The 19,630-nt window shown below is 56.2% G+C and carries 20 protein-coding genes; 13 read left to right on the top strand and 7 right to left on the bottom strand.

The window, feature by feature from the left end; genetic code table 11:
• Nucleotides 1-55: 55 nt before the first annotated feature.
• Nucleotides 56-685, top strand: coding sequence for a L,D-transpeptidase (locus tag FEM03_RS16570; RefSeq protein WP_138087402.1), 630 nt, complete (start codon nt 56-58; stop codon nt 683-685).
• Nucleotides 686-733: 48 nt separating this feature from the next.
• Nucleotides 734-1,066 carry a rhodanese-like domain-containing protein gene (locus tag FEM03_RS16575; RefSeq protein ID WP_138087403.1) on the top strand — a complete coding sequence of 111 codons (333 nt, stop codon included), beginning with the start codon at nt 734-736 and terminating at the stop codon, nt 1,064-1,066.
• A 7-nt stretch (nt 1,067-1,073) separates the two neighbouring features.
• Here the strand turns inward: FEM03_RS16575 and FEM03_RS16580 are convergent, their stop codons facing one another.
• Complete coding sequence (locus tag FEM03_RS16580) at nt 1,074-2,420, bottom strand: sigma-54-dependent transcriptional regulator (RefSeq protein WP_138087404.1); 1,347 nt, start codon at nt 2,418-2,420, stop codon at nt 1,074-1,076.
• A gap of 550 nt (nt 2,421-2,970) precedes the next feature.
• On the opposite strand from FEM03_RS16580, the gene FEM03_RS16585 reads away from it, so the two are divergent.
• The 5 genes from FEM03_RS16585 to FEM03_RS16605 all read left to right on the top strand — a co-directional run bounded on the left by FEM03_RS16585 (nt 2,971) and on the right by FEM03_RS16605 (nt 7,005).
• A complete protein-coding gene (locus FEM03_RS16585) occupies nt 2,971-3,396 on the top strand; it encodes a GreA/GreB family elongation factor (protein WP_138087405.1) in 426 nt (141 codons plus the stop codon).
• The gene (locus FEM03_RS16590; RefSeq protein WP_138087406.1) at nt 3,389-3,742 is read left to right on the top strand and encodes a hypothetical protein; all 354 of its coding nucleotides are present in this window, start codon (nt 3,389-3,391) and stop codon (nt 3,740-3,742) included. Before FEM03_RS16585 ends, FEM03_RS16590 begins: the two co-directional genes overlap by 8 nt.
• Nucleotides 3,743-4,117: 375 nt before the next feature.
• The gene (locus FEM03_RS16595) at nt 4,118-5,266 is read left to right on the top strand and encodes an ABC transporter permease (protein WP_240772819.1); all 1,149 of its coding nucleotides are present in this window, start codon (nt 4,118-4,120) and stop codon (nt 5,264-5,266) included.
• Nucleotides 5,267-5,277: 11 nt separating this feature from the next.
• Nucleotides 5,278-6,012: an ABC transporter ATP-binding protein gene (locus tag FEM03_RS16600; RefSeq protein WP_138087408.1), complete on the top strand. Its 735-nt coding sequence runs from the start codon at nt 5,278-5,280 to the stop codon at nt 6,010-6,012.
• 36 nt (nt 6,013-6,048) lie between these two features.
• Entirely contained in the window at nt 6,049-7,005 is a 957-nt protein-coding gene (locus FEM03_RS16605; protein ID WP_138087409.1) for an efflux RND transporter periplasmic adaptor subunit, read from the top strand.
• A 240-nt stretch (nt 7,006-7,245) separates the two neighbouring features.
• Here FEM03_RS16605 and FEM03_RS16610 read toward each other — a convergent pair whose 3' ends face one another.
• The 6 genes from FEM03_RS16610 to FEM03_RS16635 form a co-directional block, all read right to left on the bottom strand.
• Nucleotides 7,246-9,081 carry a prenyltransferase/squalene oxidase repeat-containing protein gene (locus FEM03_RS16610; RefSeq protein WP_138087410.1) on the bottom strand — a complete coding sequence of 612 codons (1,836 nt, stop codon included), beginning with the start codon at nt 9,079-9,081 and terminating at the stop codon, nt 7,246-7,248.
• Between the two features lie 112 nt (nt 9,082-9,193).
• Nucleotides 9,194-9,661, bottom strand: a complete 468-nt coding sequence (locus tag FEM03_RS16615) for an ExbD/TolR family protein (RefSeq protein ID WP_138087411.1) — start codon at nt 9,659-9,661, stop codon at nt 9,194-9,196.
• Between the two features lie 9 nt (nt 9,662-9,670).
• Nucleotides 9,671-10,105, bottom strand: coding sequence for an ExbD/TolR family protein (locus tag FEM03_RS16620; protein WP_138087412.1), 435 nt, complete (start codon nt 10,103-10,105; stop codon nt 9,671-9,673).
• A gap of 74 nt (nt 10,106-10,179) precedes the next feature.
• Nucleotides 10,180-11,010, bottom strand: coding sequence for a MotA/TolQ/ExbB proton channel family protein (locus FEM03_RS16625; RefSeq protein ID WP_240772815.1), 831 nt, complete (start codon nt 11,008-11,010; stop codon nt 10,180-10,182).
• Between the two features lie 85 nt (nt 11,011-11,095).
• Nucleotides 11,096-12,052 (bottom strand): tetratricopeptide repeat protein, encoded by a 957-nt coding sequence (locus FEM03_RS16630; protein WP_138087414.1) that lies wholly within the window; start codon nt 12,050-12,052, stop codon nt 11,096-11,098.
• A 52-nt stretch (nt 12,053-12,104) separates the two neighbouring features.
• The gene (locus FEM03_RS16635; RefSeq protein ID WP_166442923.1) at nt 12,105-15,014 is read right to left on the bottom strand and encodes a tetratricopeptide repeat protein; all 2,910 of its coding nucleotides are present in this window, start codon (nt 15,012-15,014) and stop codon (nt 12,105-12,107) included.
• 211 nt (nt 15,015-15,225) lie between these two features.
• Here FEM03_RS16635 and gatC point away from each other — a divergent pair, with 211 nt between their 5' ends.
• From gatC to menA, 6 genes are all read left to right on the top strand, one after another.
• Entirely contained in the window at nt 15,226-15,519 is a 294-nt protein-coding gene (gene gatC / locus FEM03_RS16640; RefSeq protein ID WP_166442924.1) for an Asp-tRNA(Asn)/Glu-tRNA(Gln) amidotransferase subunit GatC, read from the top strand.
• 52 nt (nt 15,520-15,571) lie between these two features.
• The gene (gene gatA, locus FEM03_RS16645; protein WP_138087417.1) at nt 15,572-17,023 is read left to right on the top strand and encodes an Asp-tRNA(Asn)/Glu-tRNA(Gln) amidotransferase subunit GatA; all 1,452 of its coding nucleotides are present in this window, start codon (nt 15,572-15,574) and stop codon (nt 17,021-17,023) included.
• 295 nt (nt 17,024-17,318) lie between these two features.
• Nucleotides 17,319-17,708, top strand: coding sequence for a VOC family protein (locus FEM03_RS16650; protein ID WP_138087418.1), 390 nt, complete (start codon nt 17,319-17,321; stop codon nt 17,706-17,708).
• 33 nt (nt 17,709-17,741) lie between these two features.
• A complete protein-coding gene (locus tag FEM03_RS16655) occupies nt 17,742-18,122 on the top strand; it encodes a hypothetical protein (protein WP_138087419.1) in 381 nt (126 codons plus the stop codon).
• Nucleotides 18,123-18,150: 28 nt separating this feature from the next.
• Nucleotides 18,151-18,576 carry a hypothetical protein gene (locus tag FEM03_RS16660; RefSeq protein WP_138087420.1) on the top strand — a complete coding sequence of 142 codons (426 nt, stop codon included), beginning with the start codon at nt 18,151-18,153 and terminating at the stop codon, nt 18,574-18,576.
• A 158-nt stretch (nt 18,577-18,734) separates the two neighbouring features.
• Nucleotides 18,735-19,628, top strand: coding sequence for a 1,4-dihydroxy-2-naphthoate octaprenyltransferase (gene menA, locus FEM03_RS16665; RefSeq protein WP_166442925.1), 894 nt, complete (start codon nt 18,735-18,737; stop codon nt 19,626-19,628).
• Nucleotides 19,629-19,630 lie beyond the last annotated feature (2 nt).

A 19,630-nucleotide genomic window follows, 5' to 3' on the forward strand; every position in this document is an offset into this window, starting at 1 on the left:
AAAGCGCAAGATTGGACAAGGCCGGCCAATGGTGCATAGTCGAAGCACGTTTCTCATGGCACTGTTTTCCCTTTCTCCAACCGTCCTGCGAACTTTGGGTTGTTTCATGATTGCCGTTGCCATGAGCAGTTGTGCAGGCAGGCAGAAAAAACACAAGCTGACGGGAGAGACGCAATACATCGACGGCACGAGAAGCGCGGCACCGCGTTATGCGTTGCAGCAGGTGGATGTGGAGTCGTGGTGGAAGGGCGATGGCGTGGCAGGGGCTCCCAAGGTGGTGATTTCGCTGGGCGAACAGAAGGCGTATTTTTACAAGGGCAGTGAAGTGGTGGGGGTTTCCAGCGTGTCGACCGGGGAGGAAAATCACCCGACGCCGACGGGATCTTACCGCATTCAGCAGAAGAGTCCGGCGCATCGTTCCAGTCAGTATGGAGACTACGTGGATGCTTCAGGCAATGTGGTGGCGGAGAACATTGAAAGCGGTGTGGACCCAAGACCGCCGGGTTCGAAGTATCGTGGAGCATCAATGCCGTATTTCATGAGGTTTAATCGGGGGATCGGCATGCATGCGGGATTTCTGCCGGGGTATCCGGCTTCGCATGGTTGTGTGCGCATGCCGGATCACATGGCGCAGACGTTTTATCGCAACGTGTCGATTGGCACGCCGGTGGTGGTAAAGTATTGAGTGGTCAACGATCCAATCCAATTCAATTCAATCAATTCTATGAGCGAGATGAAGACGACAGAGGTCACGGCAGAAGAGTTGTCGCGGTGGATCGGTGAGGGCAATCCCAACTTCCGTTTGGTTGATGTGCGCGAGCAGGACGAATATGAGATCTGTCGATTGCCAGGTTCAGAGTTGATTCCGTTGTCCAATTTTGCGGACCTGGCTCCGGGAAAACTGGGGGAGAAGTCGGAGACGATCGTGGTGTATTGTCACCATGGCATGCGCAGTCAACGTGCGGCCAACTGGCTGAGACAGCAGGGATATGAAGATGTGATCAACCTCACCGGTGGCATTGATGCGTGGTCGGAAACGGTGGATGCGTCGGTGCCGCGTTATTGAGCTGAGACTATGAGGTGGTGCGACGCTCGACGTTGAGTTCCATCTTGCGATAGAGGGTGGCGATGCTGACGCCGAGCATGCTGGCGGTTTTTTCGCGTGAGCCGTTGTTGTATTTGAGGGTCTCGTTGATGAAAAGCTTTTCCTGGACGCGCACGAAGCTGTCGAGCGTGCTGCCAATCGGCAGGCTTATCGGCTCATGATTCGATGATGCGGTGGCGGCTGAGGTGTCGCTTTTTTGAGTGACTTTGGCGGGCAGATCCGCAGGCTGGATGGTGTCGTTTTCGGACATCGCGCAGGCGCGTTCGACGGCGTTGCGGAGCTCACTGATGTTGCCGGGCCAGGGGTATTTTTGCAGGAACTCGGAGGCGTAAGGTTCAATGCGTTTCATCGGACTGCCGCTGCGAAGGGCTTGTTCGCGCAGAATGTTTTGGATCAGCAGGGCGATGTCTTCGCGGCGTTCGCGCAGGGGGGGAATGTGCACCGGCACGACGGAGATTTTGTAATACAGATCCTCCCTGAACTGGCCGTTGCGAATGGCTTCATCAAGATGCTGCGAGGTGGAAGTGATGAGGCGAAATGAGGCACCGGACTCGGTGGCTTGATCTAGATAGGCGTTGAGTTGCGCCTGGATGTGCATGGGCATGTGATGGATCTCGGCGAGGTGCACGGTGCCGCCACGGGTGCGGGTAAAAATACTATTGTGAGACTGGTCGTGGCCGAACAATTCCGCTTCAAGGAGATCGGCGGAGAGTGCGCTGCATTGAATGGCTTTGAACGGAGCGGCGTGGCGACGGCTGCTCTGGTGCAGCACGCGGGCGATCAGTTGTTTGCCAACGCCGAATTCGCCTTCCAACAGCACGGGGCTGTCGGTGTCGGCGACGCGCTGGATGAGGCTGGAGATTTTCTGGATGGCGGCACTTTCACCAACAAGCTGGGGTGGTCGTGAAGATGGTGGATTGCTGCTGCTGGAGGTGGATGGGAGCGGGGGAGCAGGCTGCTGGCCGAGCGCGTGCTCAATGGTGAGTTTGAGGTCGGTGAGCTCGAAGGGTTTGGCGATGTAGTCGAACGCGCCCAGGCGCATGGCTTCGACGGCGGTCTCGACGCTGCTGTGACCGGTCACCATGATGATGGCGGTTTGTGGCGAGGTGCTGCGGCATTGCTGGATGATTTCCAGACCGTTGACGTCGCCGATGTGAAGGTCGACGATCAACAATTCGGGCTTGAGCTGGCCGAGCGTTTGGAGTCCTTCAGCGCCAGTTTGCCGTGCATGCACTTCGTGTCCAAGGCTGCGACAAACCTGGCTCATCAGCTCCAGAATGGAAGCTTCGTCGTCAATGATTACCACTTTGGCCATGAAGAGGGTGGGGTGAACAGTTAGGGTTTGATTAAGGGATGTTAATCAAGTGGAGGGTGCGGGTCAATGGGGAATTCTCGAATTTGAGAATATTGTCGTCAGGGCTCGAGACATGTCCCCGTTGCCGGCGTTTTGGATTGATCGAAGCAACCGCTTCGGTGCAGCGCGCGTAATTCATCTTATTCGTGAACTTTTCCGGCACCGATTCGATCCATCAAAACAGCAACCCCTCGTTGTCAGGGGTTGCCGTTTTTTGTGCCCTGTTTCTGCGTCTGCACCGGTTGGCGGCCTTCCGGATTTAACCGGTCGGCGTGAGTTTGCGGATGAGTGATCATCCGCGGGCAGCACCTTTCACGTCGACTGAGACCACAACGCAAAGCTGTAACCGGCCACCTGAAGTCAGAATGATGACTGGTCGGGTGCTGCCATGCCTGGAGCGTTAATGCTGCTCCGGGAACGAATGTGATTCGCCTATTCGGCAATCCATGATGCAGACGCTTGGGGAACCATGCCTGCTCATTCACCAACGACAAAAATTTAAAATTTATCAATGAGAACAAAGAAAAACTATCTCAAACAAAGCGATGTAACCGCATTGAAGTCATGTCTTCGCGGCGAAGTCTTCGCGACTGGGGTTGATCCGTTGATCCTCGCCAGGCTAAAAGAAATGATCGACCAATCGGTCGTCGTTTTAGACCACCAACTCCTGCCGCAAACCGTGGCTTTGGGGGCTCAAGTGGACATTGAATACTGTGATGATCACGAGCGTGCGATTTGCAGGCTGGTGCTTCCACATGAGGTGTCTGCGAACCCCGAGAACATCTCGGTTCTGACGCCACTGGGACTGGCATTGCTGGGTCGGGAGGCTCCGCAAACCATCCACTGGCCACTGGCGGTAGGGCGCGGTGCTCTACAGGTCAAAATCCTCAACGTCATCCATTCAAATAAATCCGAACTTATTCCTTCTTATGCCTAATCCAAATTCAAACTACAGCTACAACGATAACTCCAACTCTGACTCCAATGCCGTGGTTATTGCCGTTCATCAAGATGACCGCCGCATGATCGACTGGGCCCAACGAGTCAACCAACAATGGCAGGTGGATCATCCTCTGGCCGCCAAAGCGGATCGCTGGATGCGTCAGCTTTTGCAAAGTCGAAATGACCGACAAAGACTGTTTCAGGGCACCCGCAGGGCGTTTCGTTTGATGATGGAAGCTGGTCGCGGGGCCGACCTGAAAAGACCGTTCTATCGCGGACTTCTGGGCCAGGCGACGGATGAGGAGTTGAGGGAGTTCGAACTGCAACTCCCTTCGAACTAGCCGTCTTGCCGGGCTACGGCAATATCAGGATGGATAAAGGCGGGGTGATTGATGAAATCGAATCCCCCGTCAGAGTGAATCCCGGCTGTGAGGCCGGGATTCTTTTTTTGCACAGAGAATCTGAGAATTGCTTGAACGGGAAGATGGGAATCTGCGCTAATTCTCAAGAAAAGGACGAGTCCATCAGGATTGACTGGTCGTATAACAGCAGGAAGTTCCGCCTGGGCGATTGAATCATTCACGACAACGTTCAAACTCAGTGAGTTGAATTCAGCGGCAGAGTGGAGGTCCAGAGGTTTGCGTCAGTTGATTTTGAGTGTTTTCTGTAGAAATCGGGAGGTGAAGCGAAAATTTATGATGCGGCTTGCTTTGAAAATGTTGTTCGGGGACACGGCGAAGTATTTGATGCTGGTGGTAGGTATTTTTTTTGCGACGTTTTTGATTGCCCAGCAGACTTCGGTGTTTTTTGGTTTGATGAACTGGACGCGGGCGACGTTGATGAATGTGCCGGCTCCGCTGTGGGTGGTTGATGCCAAGGTGGAGCAGGTGAATGAGACGAATCCGCTGCGGGATACGGATGTGGCGAGGGTGAGATCGGTGGATGAGGTGGCGTGGGCGATGCCGTTGTATTCGGGGATTCAGCGGGTGAGGCTGGAGAATGGCAAGTTTAAGGTGATCCAGTTGATTGGGATTGATCCGACGACGCTGGCGGGGGCTCCGGTGCAGATGATCGAGGGGAGGTTGGAGGATTTGAGGTTGCCGAACACGGTGGTGATTGATGATCTGGCGGTGAGAAGACTGGCAAAAAATCCCGGGGACAAAAGCACTCACATCAAGGTGGGGGACATGTTTGAGATCAATGATATTGAAGCGCGGGTGGTGGGGATTTGTGAGGCGATGAACAGCTTTACGGGGGGGCCTTATGTGTGGACGACTTATGAGCGGGCATTGCAGTATTCGCCGGCTCAGAGGAAGATGTTGTCGGCGGTGATTGCGGCGCCGAAAGAAGGGGTGAGCCTGGAGGTGGCGGCGCAAAAGATTGAAGAGGCGACGGGGATGAAGGCGTTTGTGAACAGTGGATTTGGTTCTTCCGACCGGGATTTCGGAACGAGCACGATCTGGTGGTATGTGAAAAACACGGGGATTCCGATTTCGTTCGGGACGACGGTGATCGTGGGGTTCATCGTGGGGGTGGCGATTTCGTGTCAGACGTTTTATGCGTTTGTGCTGGAGAACATTCGGCATCTGGGGGCGTTGAAGGCGATGGGGGCTTCAAACGGCAAGCTGTGCCTGATGCTGGTGTTGCAGTCGCTGACGGTGGGGCTGGTGGGGTATGGGATCGGAATGCTGGCGACTTCGGCGTTTGCGATGGGGGCGTTGAAGAATGAGCAGCCACCGTTTTTTATGACATGGCACATCCCGGTGGCGGCGCTGGGGGTAATTTTGTTTATCTGTGCGCTGGCGGCGTTGATGGGGATCTGGCGGGTGAGTCGATTTGAACCGGCCATGGTGTTTCGTGCTTAAACTTTGATTTGATGAAGACGACCGAACACAAGATTGCGGTGCATGCGCAGGGGATCGTCAAAAGTTTTGGCGATGGAGGATCGCGTTTGACGGTCCTGAAGAACGTGGACTTTGATGCTCGCGATGGGGAGATCATGATGCTGGTGGGTCCATCGGGTTGTGGGAAAACCACGTTGTTGAGCGTGCTGGCGGGAACGTTGAGATCGGAAGAGGGTTCGATTGAGGTGTTTGGGGAGCGGCTCGACGGAATGCGCGCGGCCAAGGTGACCAAATTTCGGGCGCTGAACATTGGGTTCATCTTTCAGAGCTTTAACCTCATCCCCACGCTGAATTGTGCGGAGAATGTGAGTGTGCCGTTATTGATCCAAGGCGTGAAAAGCCGGGTGGCGGAGGACCGGGCGAGGGAGTTGCTCGACCGGGTTGGGCTGGGGGATCGCTGGAAAAATCGGCCGACGCAACTCTCAGGTGGGCAGCAGCAGCGGGTGGCGATTGCGCGTGCGCTGGTGCATGAGCCGCGGCTGGTGATTTGTGATGAGCCGACGGCATCACTGGATGCGAAGAATGGCGAGCTGGTGATGGAGCTTTTCGACAAGGTGGCGAGGGTGCCGGGGAGGTGCGTGATCATCGTCACGCATGACAATCGGATTTTTTCTTTTGCCGACCGAATCGCACAGATGGATGACGGTCGTATCGTGGAGGTGCATGATGTCGAGAACGGCAGTGCACCGAGTTTTCAGCATCATTAACATGGAACTGCCGATTGGAATGATGGGATTTTATTTATGAACTGGTTATCGAATGGGGTTCGCTATTTGACGTTGGGGCTCGCACTGGCGGGCTTTGTGGGAATCACCCTGGTGATTCGCGAGGTGCAGGCGCAAAACTCGGGGGAGATTCCGCCGCCGCCCGTGGCTCCGCCAGTGAAGTCGTTTGAGAGCACGGTGGCCGGGACGGGCATTGTCGAGGCATTGAGCGAGAATGTGTCGATTGGAGTTCCGGTGCAGGGTTTGGTGACGGAGGTTATGGTAAAGGTGAATGACAAGGTGGAAAAAGGGCAGCCGCTTTTCAAGATTGATGAGAGCGATCTGCAGGCACAGATGGTGGGTTTGCAGGCGGCAGTGGAGGTGGCCAAGGCTCGGGTGGAGGTCCAGGAGGCGGGGCTGGCACGGTCACAAGATTTGCTGGACCGGTTGCGGGCGGTTCCGGATCGCCGGGCGGTGAGTGTGGATGAGCTGAAGACGCGGGAGATGGATGTGATGGTGGCGAAAGCGCAGTTGAGCGCGAGCAAAGCCGAGGTGGTCTCAGCGGAGGCAGGGGTGAGGCAGACGGAGTTGTTGATGGAACGATTGACGGTGCGGGCTCCGCGCGATGGCAGCATTTTGCAGGTGAACATCCGGGCGGGAGAGTATGCGTCGTTTGCACCTCGGAACGCAGCGTTGATTTTGGGGGACTTGGAGAATCTTCAGGTTCGTGTGGATGTGGACGAGCAAAATGCGATGCGGGTCCAGCCGGGTCAGCGGGCGGTTGCTTACGTGAAGGGTGATAAAAAGCGGGCGTTGCCGCTGGAGTTTGTGCGGGTGGAGCCTTTTGTCATTCCCAAGATGTCATTGACCGGGGCAAGCACCGAGCGGGTGGATACTAGGGTGTTGCAGGTAATTTACCAGCTGAAGCGGCCTGAGAACCCGACGATTTATGTGGGTCAGCAGGTGGATGTGTCGATTGAAGCGGATGTGCGTTGAAGAGGGGGAGCGGAGTGGTGGAGTAGTAACGGAGCCGGGGAAGAAATGGTGGTTTGGGGGCCTTGGCGAAAAGCGGTGTCGACGAAGCCGTGGCCCGGATCCGTTGCCGCCGCAATCTCGATTGTTGCCCTGGCGGGTTGGGCGCTGAAGCCCAGGTTTTGGACCGCGAGGATGGAAACAAAAAAACTGCGTGATCCAGGTGGGATCACGCAGTGGATGAAGTTACTGATGGGTGAGCGATTAGCGACGGTTGAAGATCGACTCGGCTTCCTTGTCGCCGACCTTGAGATAACGGTAGTAGACCTCAAGCATCAGTGTGCAAAGAACGGTGCGGTAAAGTTCGCGGTCGGCTCCAACGCCTGCGGTGCCGCCTGCGGACCAGTCGGGAGTTTCGGTTTTCCAGTTGCCTCCGGGGGCCTGATTGGCGAGGATTTCGGGGAGGGCGGTTTTGTTCCAGTGATCCCATTCTTCGCCGCCGTTTTGGAAGAATGCCTGGGCGTAATAATACCAGCAATAGAGATTGGCATTTTTGTTCCAGGCGGGTGGTTCCTTGGTAAAGAGATCGTAGGCGAATCCGACACCCTTACGAATGGGGGCATTTTTGGCGCGGGCAAGGGTTTGAAGGCCGAGGATGCCAACGCCGGTGAGGCTCCACTGGTTGTAGTGGGCCTCCCGATTGGTATTGCCGAATCCACCATCTTTGGTTTGGACGGTTTCCAAGTATTTAACGGTTTTGTCGACGGCGGGTTTAAGTCCTGCGATTTTGAGATTGGTGTGTTGGGCGGCTTTGAGGGCCTGAAACTGCCAGCCGGCGACCGAAAGGTCAGAGTTGTTGACTTTCACGCCTTCCACCACGGCTTTGGCATAATACCCCCAGGAGCCCTTGTCGTTTTGCTGGTCAATGATGATTTCGACGCCGCGTTCGAAGGCTTCGCGCATGCCGGGAAGGGATTTGCTGCCCATGCGTGCGAGGGTATACATTTCGCCGAGGGCGTAGGTGGCGATGCCGTGCTCGTAGGCGCCGCCGTGGCCGGAGGGGTTGGCGGTGAACAGGCCGTGTTCATTTTTCTTAGAGAGCTCAATGAGGTAGAGAATGCCTTTCATGACGTTGTCGCCATAGAAAGGGGAGTCAGGGGTTTCGCAGCGACCGAGATAACAAAGGAGGGCCAGACCAGTCATGGCGGCCTTGTTGCCCCTGCCCCAGGATCCATCTTCGTTTTGCTGGGTTTTGAGCCACTCGAGGGCCTGGCTGACGGCGCGTTCGCATTCAGGATTGCCGCCGCTTTCAACGAGTTTTTGGAGTCGTTCCGCGCTGCTGCAACGGCTTTTCATGGTGGGGGGAAGGCTGATGAAGCCGGCCTGACCACCGATCCCCTGACCGGTGCCAAATCCGCCACCGCTGCCGAGTCCGCCGGAACCGAAACCACCGCCGCCCATGCTGCCACCAAGGAGGCTGCTGGTTTCGGGCATCGGGACATCGTCAATGGGAATGTCGGGGAGGTTGATGACTGCGTTGGCACCTTCGACGGTGACGCGTCGCATCGGGGTGCTTTTGCTGAGGTTGCTGCGTTTTTTCTGTTGAACAGTCTGGGTGAGTTGCTGGCTGGCTTCCTGGCCCTGCTTGCTGCCGCCCCCGGGCAGGAAGTCGACTTGTTTTTCGTGAACGATGGTCTCGACGACGAAGTAGGCGGCGATGAGACCGGCGGCGTGGATGCCGACGCTGACCATGAAGGAGCCACCACCGGCTTTGCGCCAGTATTCAATGAAGGCGTTCTTTTTGGGCGGGGCAACGTATTCGATGGCGGGCGGCTGATTCGGATCGTATTCGATCTCCACTTCGGTCGGTTGCGCTTGGGCGGCGACGGACGGGGGAGGGGTGATAAAGGACGGGGCAGCGGGAATGAAGATGGGTCCGGAGTTGCTGCCACTGGTCTCGCGATTGGTGGCGCTGAGGGACTGGATTTGAACGGGGGCAATGGGAACGGAGCTGGTCTCGGGCCGGACGGGTGTTGAGGCTTCAGATGGCTGAATGGGGACAGGTTGGCTGTCGTCCGGAGCGTTGGATGGAGGGCTCATGTGGTTTTTTGGGGGAAGGTGGTGGTGAGTGAAGGCGAGGTTGATTGGCGTGTTTCGCTTTCGCCAGGCTGGTCTTTTGCTGTTTGCTAAAACGATCGAGGTGAACGGGTTATTAGAATTCTTCGGTGCCCACGGTAAAGGTCACGTTGGCGATTTTGGCGGCGGCGAGGGCGTTCATGACGTCAATGATGCGCTCGTATTTGGCCTGTTCGGCGGTCTGGATGGTGACGAGGACTTTGCTGCCACGGGAGTCGGCGTCTTCCTTGAGCCGGGCGATGGAGTTGGTGAGGGTGGGGAGGCTTTTGTCCTGGGGGGTGTCAAATTCCTCGTCGTTCATGAGAACGATGCCGTCTTCGTCGATCTCGATGATGACTTCGTCGGGATCGTCTTCAATGCGGTCGCTGGAAGTCGAGACACCAGGGAGGTTGGTTTTGAGTTCGTGCTCCACTTTCACGGCGGCGGCCATGACCATGAAGTAGAGCATGATGACGAAGATGACGTCCACCATGGGGGCGATTTGGAATCCCAGGTTGATGGATTCGACTTCCAGGTTGCGTCGGCCTTTGCGGTGGTTGGACATGGGACGAGATTACTTGTTGAGGGCGGAGAAGGAGATGTTGTCGATGCCTGCGGCTCCGATGACGCTCATGGTGCGTTGGATTTCGATGGCGGGGAGGTTTTTGTCGCCCCGGATGATGACGTGGTATAGCGGCTGGGCGGCTTTGCGTTCCCTGAGGACCTGGGTGAGGTCTTCAATGTTTTCGTAGTCGGGTCCTTCAAAGCTGAAGACACTTTTTTGGGTCCGACCGTCCCAACGAACGTTGAGAGCGCCTTCCTGCGTCGCGACCTTTTCCTTCTTCTTGGAATCGGGTGCGACAGGCAGGGCAATGCGGTCGTCGATTTGCAAGACTTCGGCGCTGGTGATGCTCATGAAGAACACGAGCAGCACCAAGAGACAGTCGATGATCGGAGCGATTTGAAACTCCGGCTCACCATTTTCCATACTTCCGCCGCCGCTAGCCATATTTTTTTAAGAGGTAAAAGGTTTTGGGATGGGTTTAATTTTGTGACTGGAAACCAGAGATTGGGGATGGGGAATTAGACGGGGACGGCGGTGGTGGCTTCGTCTTCTTCGCCAATCCAGTTGGGGCGGGCGGCAAAAAACTCTTCTTCACCGACATGGCAATCTTTGAGGTCCTCGTAGGGCATTTTGCGGAACAAGGAGAAGGTGATGTCCTGAAGTTGATGCATGGAGCCTTGAAGCTTGTTGCGCAGGACGTAGAACATCATGAAGGCAGGAATGGCGACGGCGAGACCGGCGGCGGTGGCCATGAGCACCTCGCCGATGTGGCCTGCGAGGGCGCCGGGATTGGTGATGCCAGCAGTGCCCATTTCGGAGAATGCTCCCATCATCCCGCCGACGGTTCCGACAAGACCGACCATCGGGGCGCAGACGCCGATAACGGAGAGGTAGTTGATGCGCGTGGTCATGGAGGCGTTGAGTTTGTTGATTTCATCAAACATGGCGTTCTCGGTGGCCTCTTGGCCGTCGCCGATGAAGCTGAGTCCGACCCGGACGTTATTGCAGAAGGGGGAGGGGTTGATTTTGCAGTGCTGGTAGGCTCCGACGTAGTCCCCGAGGCGGAAGAAGTCCTTGGCTCCGTCGACGTGGGCCGGGGGGCTGAGTTTGTTCGTGGCGGTGCGCATCCAGAGGTCGGTGGACAGCCAGACGATCACCATGGAGAAGACGGTGAGGGGATACATGACCCAGCCACCTTCTTTGAATTTGTCGAGCAGCGACTTGTGTTCGACGGTGCGGGTGACTTCGGCTCCCTCGGCGGGCGGGGCTTCTTCCTGGGCGTATAGGGTGGCCGCAGAAACGGTGAAGACGAGGGCGCAGGCGAGGAGGATGTTGCGGAGGTGACGCATGATTGGGGAGTGTGTGTTTTGAGTGAGGAGTTGCATGTGGTCGGTTGTTGGATTGGTTGAAATAAAGAGAAGGGAGGTGGACTGCTTAGTTGGAGGTGGTCGTGGGAGTGGGAGTGGGGGTGGAGGTCTTGGCAGGAGTGACGGAATCAGGCTTGTTTTGCAGACCGCCGATGGGGAGCATTTCTTGTTTGGCGATATTGCCTGCCTCGGAGTCGGGATAGCTTTCAACGATGCGTTGGTAGAAACCGCGGGCATCTTCAAAGCGTTCCATTTTGGCGAGGCAGCGGGCGGCGAAAAGTTCGGCTTGGGGGACCAACGCAGACTGGCTGCCATAGAAGACGGGGACGTTAAGCGCGGCCATGAGAGCATCTTCGAACGCTTCTTTGCGAAGGTGGATGTCGGCAATGGTCATCCAGATGCGTCCAGAGATGGCGGAGTCGTCGGTGCTTGCGAGGATGGTTTTTGCCTGGGTGAGGAGCTCGTCGTGATTGGAGGAGGTGCGCCGCTGCATGTTGAGTTTGATGATGCGCAGTTTGAGGGTGTCCTGTTCGCCCCATTTCATTTTTTCGACCTCTGGAAGGGCACGCAGCAGGGCATCAAAATCACCGGCCTGATCGAGGGCTTCCACGTGGGCCAGCGAAATCTGCTGGTAGGGGTTGCCTTTGACGTCTTTGAACGGCGTGAAGTATTCTTTGGCTTTTTGGAGGGTCTCTGAGGCTTCCTTGAGCTTGCCTTCGCTCAACTGATTTTGGGCTTGGAGGAGTTCGGGCACATCCGGCCAGTCGAGGCTCTCGATGTCGCTGGTGTTGATGTTGACGAGCGCCTTCTGGCCGTTGCCGAGGGTGACGGTGCGGGCAATTTGATTGTCCTTGATCTCAAAATTGCCTTTTTCGATCCGCACCCCGTCCTTGAGAATGATGGCCTGGGCGTGGGCTTCGGAAATGCTGATGACGTTCAGAGCAAGAAGCAAAAAAATGGGCAGCCAGGAAACGTAGAGGCCGTTTCGCAGGGGGGTTGAGATCGGGAAGCGTGGGGCTGACATGGCGGAAGAGAAGAGAAAATGGTCGATGGAGAATTCGGATGGGGCGGGCGGATTAACTGCCGAGGGTGGGGAGCAATTGCTGAGCTTCGTTGAATTCGGGTTGATCCTGAATGTCGGTGCGGGCGAGCATCTCTCGGAGAAGTTTGACGGCGTCTTCCCTGCGGTTGAGTTTGACGCAGGCTTTCGCGGCATGGAGATAGGACTTGGCAAACCAGTCCTTGTAGCGGCGCTGGGTGAGGAAGCAACGTTGATACCAGCCGAGGGCTTCCTCGTGTTTGGCCTGGGCGTCGGCAATCTGGCCGAGCATGAAGAGAGAAATCGCCGTGGCTTCGCCGCGCCATTCCCTGTTGTTGCGGATGGTGTCGTAGAGTTCGGTCGCTTCATCGAACTTGGCGAGGGCCATGAGGGTTTTGGCCTTGCCGAGGTAGGCGTCAAGGATGCCGGAGGTGGCAACGTATTTCTCAATGGCCTCATTGTAGAGCTCGAGTGCTTTGTCGTAATCCTTTTGTTCGTAGGCGATGGCGGCGAGGCCGATGGGGGCTTTGTCGCCGAATTCGCTGTCGGGGTATTTGGTGCGAAGGATGTTGAAGTATTCGGTGGCTTTTGTGAAGTCACCGCGTTTGAGGAGCATTTCGCCCAGCGTGGAAAGGAGCAGGGGGCTGAGTTCCTCGGCTTTGGCGGCGTCGGGGATGATGCTGACGATGTTGTCGTATTTGGGAATGTCGCGCAGGCTTCGGGCGATGAGAGCGCGGGCGAAGAGGACGCGGGCGGCAGCGGTGCCGTTGACAAGGGAGGCATCACCTTCCGGGAGGAGGATGTCGCGGAATTTTTTCTCGTAGGTTTCAATGTCGGCGGTGGCGGCTTCGGCGCTGATGTTGCGGGAGCGTTTTTTGGGCAGGATCATGGAGATCAACTGCTGGAGAAGCATTTCCACCTGTTCATTGGCGGGGTTGCCGAGGAACGGGAAGGCTTCTTTGGCAACAAGCTTGCGGGCCTCGTCGCTTTTGGCTTCGGCTTCAGTGGTTTTGCCTTCTTTGAGGAGCTGGCTGGCCTCGCGTTCCTTGGCGCGGCTGATCCAGTGAATGGCCTTAAGAGCCTCGGGAGTGCCCTGTTTGGAGTTGTATTGGGTGCTCCACATATCGGAGATCTCATTCCACATGCCGCGGTCGACCATCATGTTGTTGGCGGCTTCGAGGGCGAAGCTGAGGACGTCGTTGGTTTTGGCCTTTTCAACGGCGCTGCGGTAGGCGTTGAGGGCGAGCAGGGTGTAGTCGGTGGCGTCTTCCTCTCTGGGCGGGGGCATCTGGCTGTAGATGTCGCCGAGTAGGTAGAAGACCTGGCCGATGTTGGGGTCGTTCGGAGATTCTTTGACGAGGGCTTCGAGTTCTTTGCGGGCACCTTCTTTGTCGCCGCCCTGGAAGTCGATGAAGGCGAGGCGGTATCTTGCGTCGACAACGAACTGGCCCCGGGCGTTTTGGGCGATGTAATCGCGAAGGGCGCGGCGGGTGCCGACGGAGTCGTTTTGGAAGAAGTAGGTGAGGGCGATGCGGTATTGGGCTTCGTCTTTGTAGGCGCTTTCTTTGTTGACCTCGAGCAGGGATTGGAACGCGGCGCGGGAATCGTCGAACTGTTGGGATTCAAACAGAACAATGCCGAGAAGGTAGTTGAGACGTTCCTTGTCGGCACCGGGGCTGGCGATGGCTTTTTGGAAAGCGCGGACGGCGGCGTTGATGTTGCCGCTTTCGTAGGCGAGTCCGCCGAACATTTCAGTGACCTGAGGGGCATTGGGGCCTTCAGGGAAGAGGTTCATGTATTGCTCGCACAAAGTGTAAGCGCGGGCGGAGCGCTTGAGGGCGGCGTTGCAGACGATCATGCCGAACAGGCAGCGGTGGCGGTCGGGGAATTCGGTGAATTCGTCGAAGATTTTGGTGAAGGCGAGCAGCGATTCGTAATAGCGGCCCATTTCGTAAAAACTCTGGCCGAGCTTGTAGTAAATGGCGGCATCGTAGTCGGTGGCCTTGGTGATTTCGTCGAGGATGGTTTTGTTGGCGGTGAGCAGCGATTGGGCCTCGTCCTTGCTGAGGGTGCGGCCCATGAAGTAGACGCGGCGACCGGCGTCGATTTGTTTGATCCAGCCTTCGATGGCTTCCACACGGCCTTTTTGAATGCGCAGAATTTCGCTGTGGCGGCGCACGCTTTGATAAGCGAGGAGGGCTTCGCGGTAGCGTTTTTGCTCAAGCATGGCGTCGCCAACTTTGACGCCGAGGTTGTTGAGCTGGACGATGCTTTCATCAGCGCTGGCTCCGCTGCGGAGTTTTTCGATCATGGCGGAAGCCTGATCAGAGTCGCCTTTGCCGATGTAGATTTCGGCAGCCATGAGGATGCCCTGTTGCTGTTCCTGGCTGGGTGGTCCGGCGAGGTCCTTGAGGATGGTTTCAAGAATTTCAAGCGCCTGATCGGGCTTGTTGTTGCTCTTGAAATAGAAGGCGATTTCAAGCCCGGCCTGATCCCGCAGGGTGGGGATGGTGGCGACTTCTTTGAGAACTTTGACGCCCTCGTCTTCCTTCTTCAATTTGAGGTAGGCCCGGCCAAGGCTCATCTTGGCTTCGTGAAGGACTTCGCTGTTGGGGTAGGTGGTGACGAACTTTTGGAGGAATTCGATGGCCTTGTCGTAGGCTTCGAGATTGTAGTGGCAGGCACCTTCAAGGAACATGACACGCTCGAAGTCGCGGTCGCTGGTCTTGGTGTGGATGGCGGCAATTTTTTGCAGGGCGACATCGAATGTCCCACGGTTGAAGGCGGTGGTGGCTTCGCCGTAGAGCTGCTCGACTTCCTGCTCAAGGTTCAGGGCGGCGGGGGCTGCTGGGGCTGCTGCCGGTGCGGGAGCAGGGGCAGGGGCCTGGGCAAGAAGCGATGCCAGGGGACAGATCAGAGCTAGGGTGATGGAAGGAAGCGTTCTCATGGTCGGCCGAAGCGGCGTGACTGGATGAAGGGTGGTGGGAATATCAAGCGTTCGAGAAATCGATTTATTAGGTCGAACACCATTTTTATGACAACCGAGTGGGCAGAAGCGAGCAAAAAATTTTGTCTGAATGTTCGATAGAGCCGTCAGGACGAACGGTTTGGGCGTGGCGGGCTTGACTTTCTGCGGCGCGACTCTCAATTGGCGGGCCATGGCACAGCAATCGATCGACATCCAACACGCCGCCAAACTGGCGCGTTTGCAGCTTTCCTCGTCTGAAGTTGCTGAGTATCAAGGGCAGTTGGGCAAGGTCATCGATTACATGGCAACATTGGAGGCCTATGATTTGGGTGAAGTGGAGCCGATGGCCCATGCGATGCCGGTTTTTGATGTGTGGCGTGAGGACGTGGCGCGGTCGGGATTCACTGCTGAGGAGGCCTTATTAAATGCGCCGCGGAAAGCAGCGGGACAGTTTTTGGTGAACCGTTCGGTGGAGGATGCGTGATTTATTGAAGGTTGTTTTCGGACTTTTTGTTTAACCCTGTTTTTTGTTTCTTGTGTCTATTGTTGATCAATCTGTAGCCGGTTTGCGTCGTTTGTTGGTGAGCCGGGAAATTTCTCCTGGCGAAGTGGTTCGTGAGCTGGCGGCTGAAGTGCGTTCGAGAGGTGAAGAGGTGGGGGCCTACCTGGCTTTTGATGAAGAAGCCGCGGTGAAGCTGGCGGAGAAGGCGGATTTGAGTTTGCCGCTTGGCGGTGTGCCGGTGGCGGTAAAGGACAACATCAATGTGAAAGGTGATCCGTGTTCTTGTGGATCGAAGATGCTGGCCGGGGGCTATGTGGCTCCGTATGACGCAGGATGCATGGAGCAGTTGCGGGCGGCCGGGGTGATCCCGCTGGGTCGCACCAACATGGATGAGTTTGCGATGGGTTCATCGACGGAGAACTCGGCTTTGGGGGTGACGCGCAATCCGTGGGATCTGAGCCGGGTTCCGGGTGGATCAAGTGGCGGATCGGCGGCAGCGGTTGGCGCGCATCTGGCGATTGCGGCGTTGGGTTCGGATACGGGAGGATCGATTCGTCAACCGGCGGCGTTTTGTGGATGCGTGGGGCTCAAGCCAACTTATGGACGGGTTTCGCGTTATGGTTTGGTGGCATTTGCGTCATCGTTGGATCAGATCGGACCCATGACCAAAACGGTGGAGGATTCGGCGCTGTTGTTGAATCACTTGTGCGGCAAGGATGGGCGCGACAGCACGTCTTTGGACGAGCCGGTGCCAGATTTTACGGCGGTGCTGGGGAAGAGTTTGAAGGGGTTGCGCGCAGGTTTGCCGAAAGAATACTTTATTGATGGGATCGATCCGGCAGTGAGGGCTTCGGTGGATGCAGCGGTGAAAGTGCTGGAGGAGCTTGGGGTGGAGATTGAGGAGATTTCCCTGCCTCATACCGAGCTGGCGATTGCGACTTATTACATCGTCGCACCGGCGGAGGCTTCGACCAATCTTTCGCGTTTTGACGGGGTGCGGTATGGGTATCGGGCCGAAGGTTCGGGAGATTTGCTGGAGCACTACATGGCATCGCGTGCCGAGGGATTTGGTCCTGAGGTGAAGCGGCGGATTTTGCTTGGCACCTATGTGCTGAGCTCGGGTTATTACGATGCCTATTATGTGAAAGCGCAACGTGCGCGGGCACTGATTCGCGAAGATTTCACCCAGGCGTTCAAGAAGGTGGATTTTATCGTTTCACCGACAACGCCGGAGTTGCCCTTCAAGCTTGGGGCGTTGAAGGATGATCCGTTGTCGATGTATCTGGCAGATTTGTTTACCATTCCTCCCAACCTCGCCGGATTGCCGGCGTTGAGCCTGCCGTGTGGATTGGTGGAAGAGGGCGGTGCACGCCTGTCCGTGGGCTTGCAGTTGATTGGGCGGGCTCTGGATGAGTCGACGCTGATTCAGGTGGCGCATGCCTATGAGCAGTCGACGCCGTGGCATTTGGAGAAGCCGACGAGATGAATTAGGATGTCGGATTGATCAGCCAAAGTCAGGGCAAGAGGGATGTAGAGGCAAGGTGTCAGGTTGTAGGGTATGATGTGGGCTTCCAGAAGGGATTTGGATGGGGACGATCGCGATTGGATTGGTCGGAGCCTGAGTTGGAATGCGCATTCATGGGGTCGAATTGATCGCGAAGATGGAAAAACTCAGTTGATGCGGGGCCAAGCGGTCTGCTACAGTGATCCTTACCAAGCGACTGGACTGTGTTTGAGCAGTGGGTTGCGGAAAAATAGCTGATTGGAACTCCGCGAACGATATGGAGAAAGTAACAGGGATAGGGGGATTTTTCTTCCGCAGCAAAAGTTCAGATATTCTGGATGATTGGTATGAGCAGCACTTGGGTATCAGGAAGGTGGGTAGGGAATATGAAGATGGTTCATGGTGGCAGGATGCGGGGCCGACGGTGTTTGCGTCTGAGCCACAAAATGCGCAGGGCATGGGTGGACCAGAGTATTCTTGGAGGATCAATTTCAGGGTCCGTAATCTCGATGCGATGGTGGCACAGTTGAGAGCGGCAGGAATTGCGGTAGAGGTGGAAACGACGATTTATCCGAACGGACGTTTTGCCCATCTATGTGATCCCGATGGCAATCACATCGAATTGTGGGAGCCGGGAGGCACTGATTTGGTGAGGCCAGCCATGTAAGAAATCATTCACCCGTTAGAACCTAAAAGTGGTATGAAAAAACGATATTTAGCCCTGCTTATTCCATTGCTGATTCCTTCGGGTGGCTCGTCGCAAGACATTGTTGACGAGGCGTTGAAGGTAACCCCGCCGGGATTTACGGATCTGGTGCCACGGCGAACGAGAGGTGAGCCCAAGATAATTGATAAGGAGGTGGACTCAAAAGCCGTTTTGAAGTTTCACCCGACGCTTTGGAATTCCAATTCCAACTCGAATCCGAATCCCGGCGATATTTTGTTTTATCCGAATCCCGGCGATATTTTGTTTTTCAATGATGCAAGCATGGAAGAGCTGAAGATTGAATTGAAGGTGCTGAGGAGGGAGAACGAGGAACTGAAGCGCAAGCTTGAAGAAATTCAGAGGATCGCGAAATGAGGGACGGAGTTTAGGTTAGGGGGGTGCCATGTCATCTTTGTCACGAAAATCACGCTTTATCAGCGTCGAGGTTACGCTGAAAACGAATCACGGGTGTGATGCCTTCGTGGCATGGTTTGAAGCGCAAGGGCATTTTGTCCATCGATTGGCCAGTAAGACGCACCGGTGGCATGTCTACTTTGATCCAACTCCATGCAGTGATGCCAACCTTACGATACTAAGGCTCTGTGAGACGATTAGCCACGCTCCGCCTCACGTGATGAAAGAGTGGGCTGAGGCTGAAGTGCGTGAATTTTTCGCAGGTTACGAGGTGGGTGATGCTCGACCATTCTATGTGGAGCACTTTGCTTTGGAAGCGTTGACTGCGGTCGCTGATCTGAAGGCGGGGATTGGAATTGCCTTTTATCCCGCTGAATTAACGGACGAACGCGGCATCAGTGCCAGAATTTTGTAGGCTTACCTGTCCTGTGATACGAGGGATGTGGTCGATGGCAGCACATGAATCGTGTGGAGCCGCAGGCTCTAGGTAAATCGTGGAACATGAGCTGATATTGGTTGGCTGGACCGCTTTCTGTTGACGGGGAGCAGGGCGTTTGCATGCTGGACGGCTGCATGTCTGTTTCTATTTCCCATTGGTTGATTGCGTCACGTCCCAAGACTTTGGGGGCGGCGGTGGCACCGGTGATGGCGGGGTCGGTGCTGGGATGGAAGTTGGGCGGGGAGTTTTGTGAATGGTTGCTGTTGGCGACGTTGGGCAGTTGCATGTGCCTGCAGGTGGCGACGAATTTTTTTAATGATGCGGTGGATGGGCTTAAGGGGAGCGATACGGACGAGAGGTTGGGGCCGAAACGGATCACGGCGTCGGGGTTGGTGCCGGCACGGACGGTGCTTTGGGGAGCGGGGTTGATGCTGGGGTTGGCGGTATTGCTGGCGCTGCCGCTGGTGTGGTATCGGGGATGGCCGATTTTAGCGATTGGGATTCCGTCTTTATGGTTTTGTTACGGATATACGGGAGGACCGTGGCCGCTGGCGTATCGGGGTTTGGGGGAGCTGTTTGTGGTGCTGTTTTTCGGGCTGGTGGCGGTGACGGGATCAGCGTTTGTGCAGAGCGGGGAGTGGCATGTGGAGGCGGTGGTGCTGGGGTTGCAGATCGGGTTGCTTTCGACGGTGCTGATTGCGATCAACAATTTGCGGGATGTCGTCGAGGATGCGCAGTCGGGAAAAAGGACGCTGGCGGTGCGGTTGGGGAAGAGTTTTGCGAAGTGGGAGATTTGGGGGCTGCATGTGGTGGCGCTGCTGCTGGGGATTTACTGGTGGTGGGCGTTGGACTGGCGCTGGTTGATGACGTTGCCGGCGATTCCGGTTTTGATATTGGGGGAGCGGATCAATCGTGGGGTGGCGGCAAATGAGCCGTCGGCAGTGTATAATCGGTTTTTGGCAATGGCGGGGGCGAGTCTGTTGTTGTTTTCGGCGGTTTGGTGCTGGGTGGCGATTTATAAGGTGTAATT

Source organism: Phragmitibacter flavus (assembly GCF_005780165.1).
GTDB lineage: Bacteria > Verrucomicrobiota > Verrucomicrobiia > Verrucomicrobiales > Verrucomicrobiaceae > Phragmitibacter > Phragmitibacter flavus.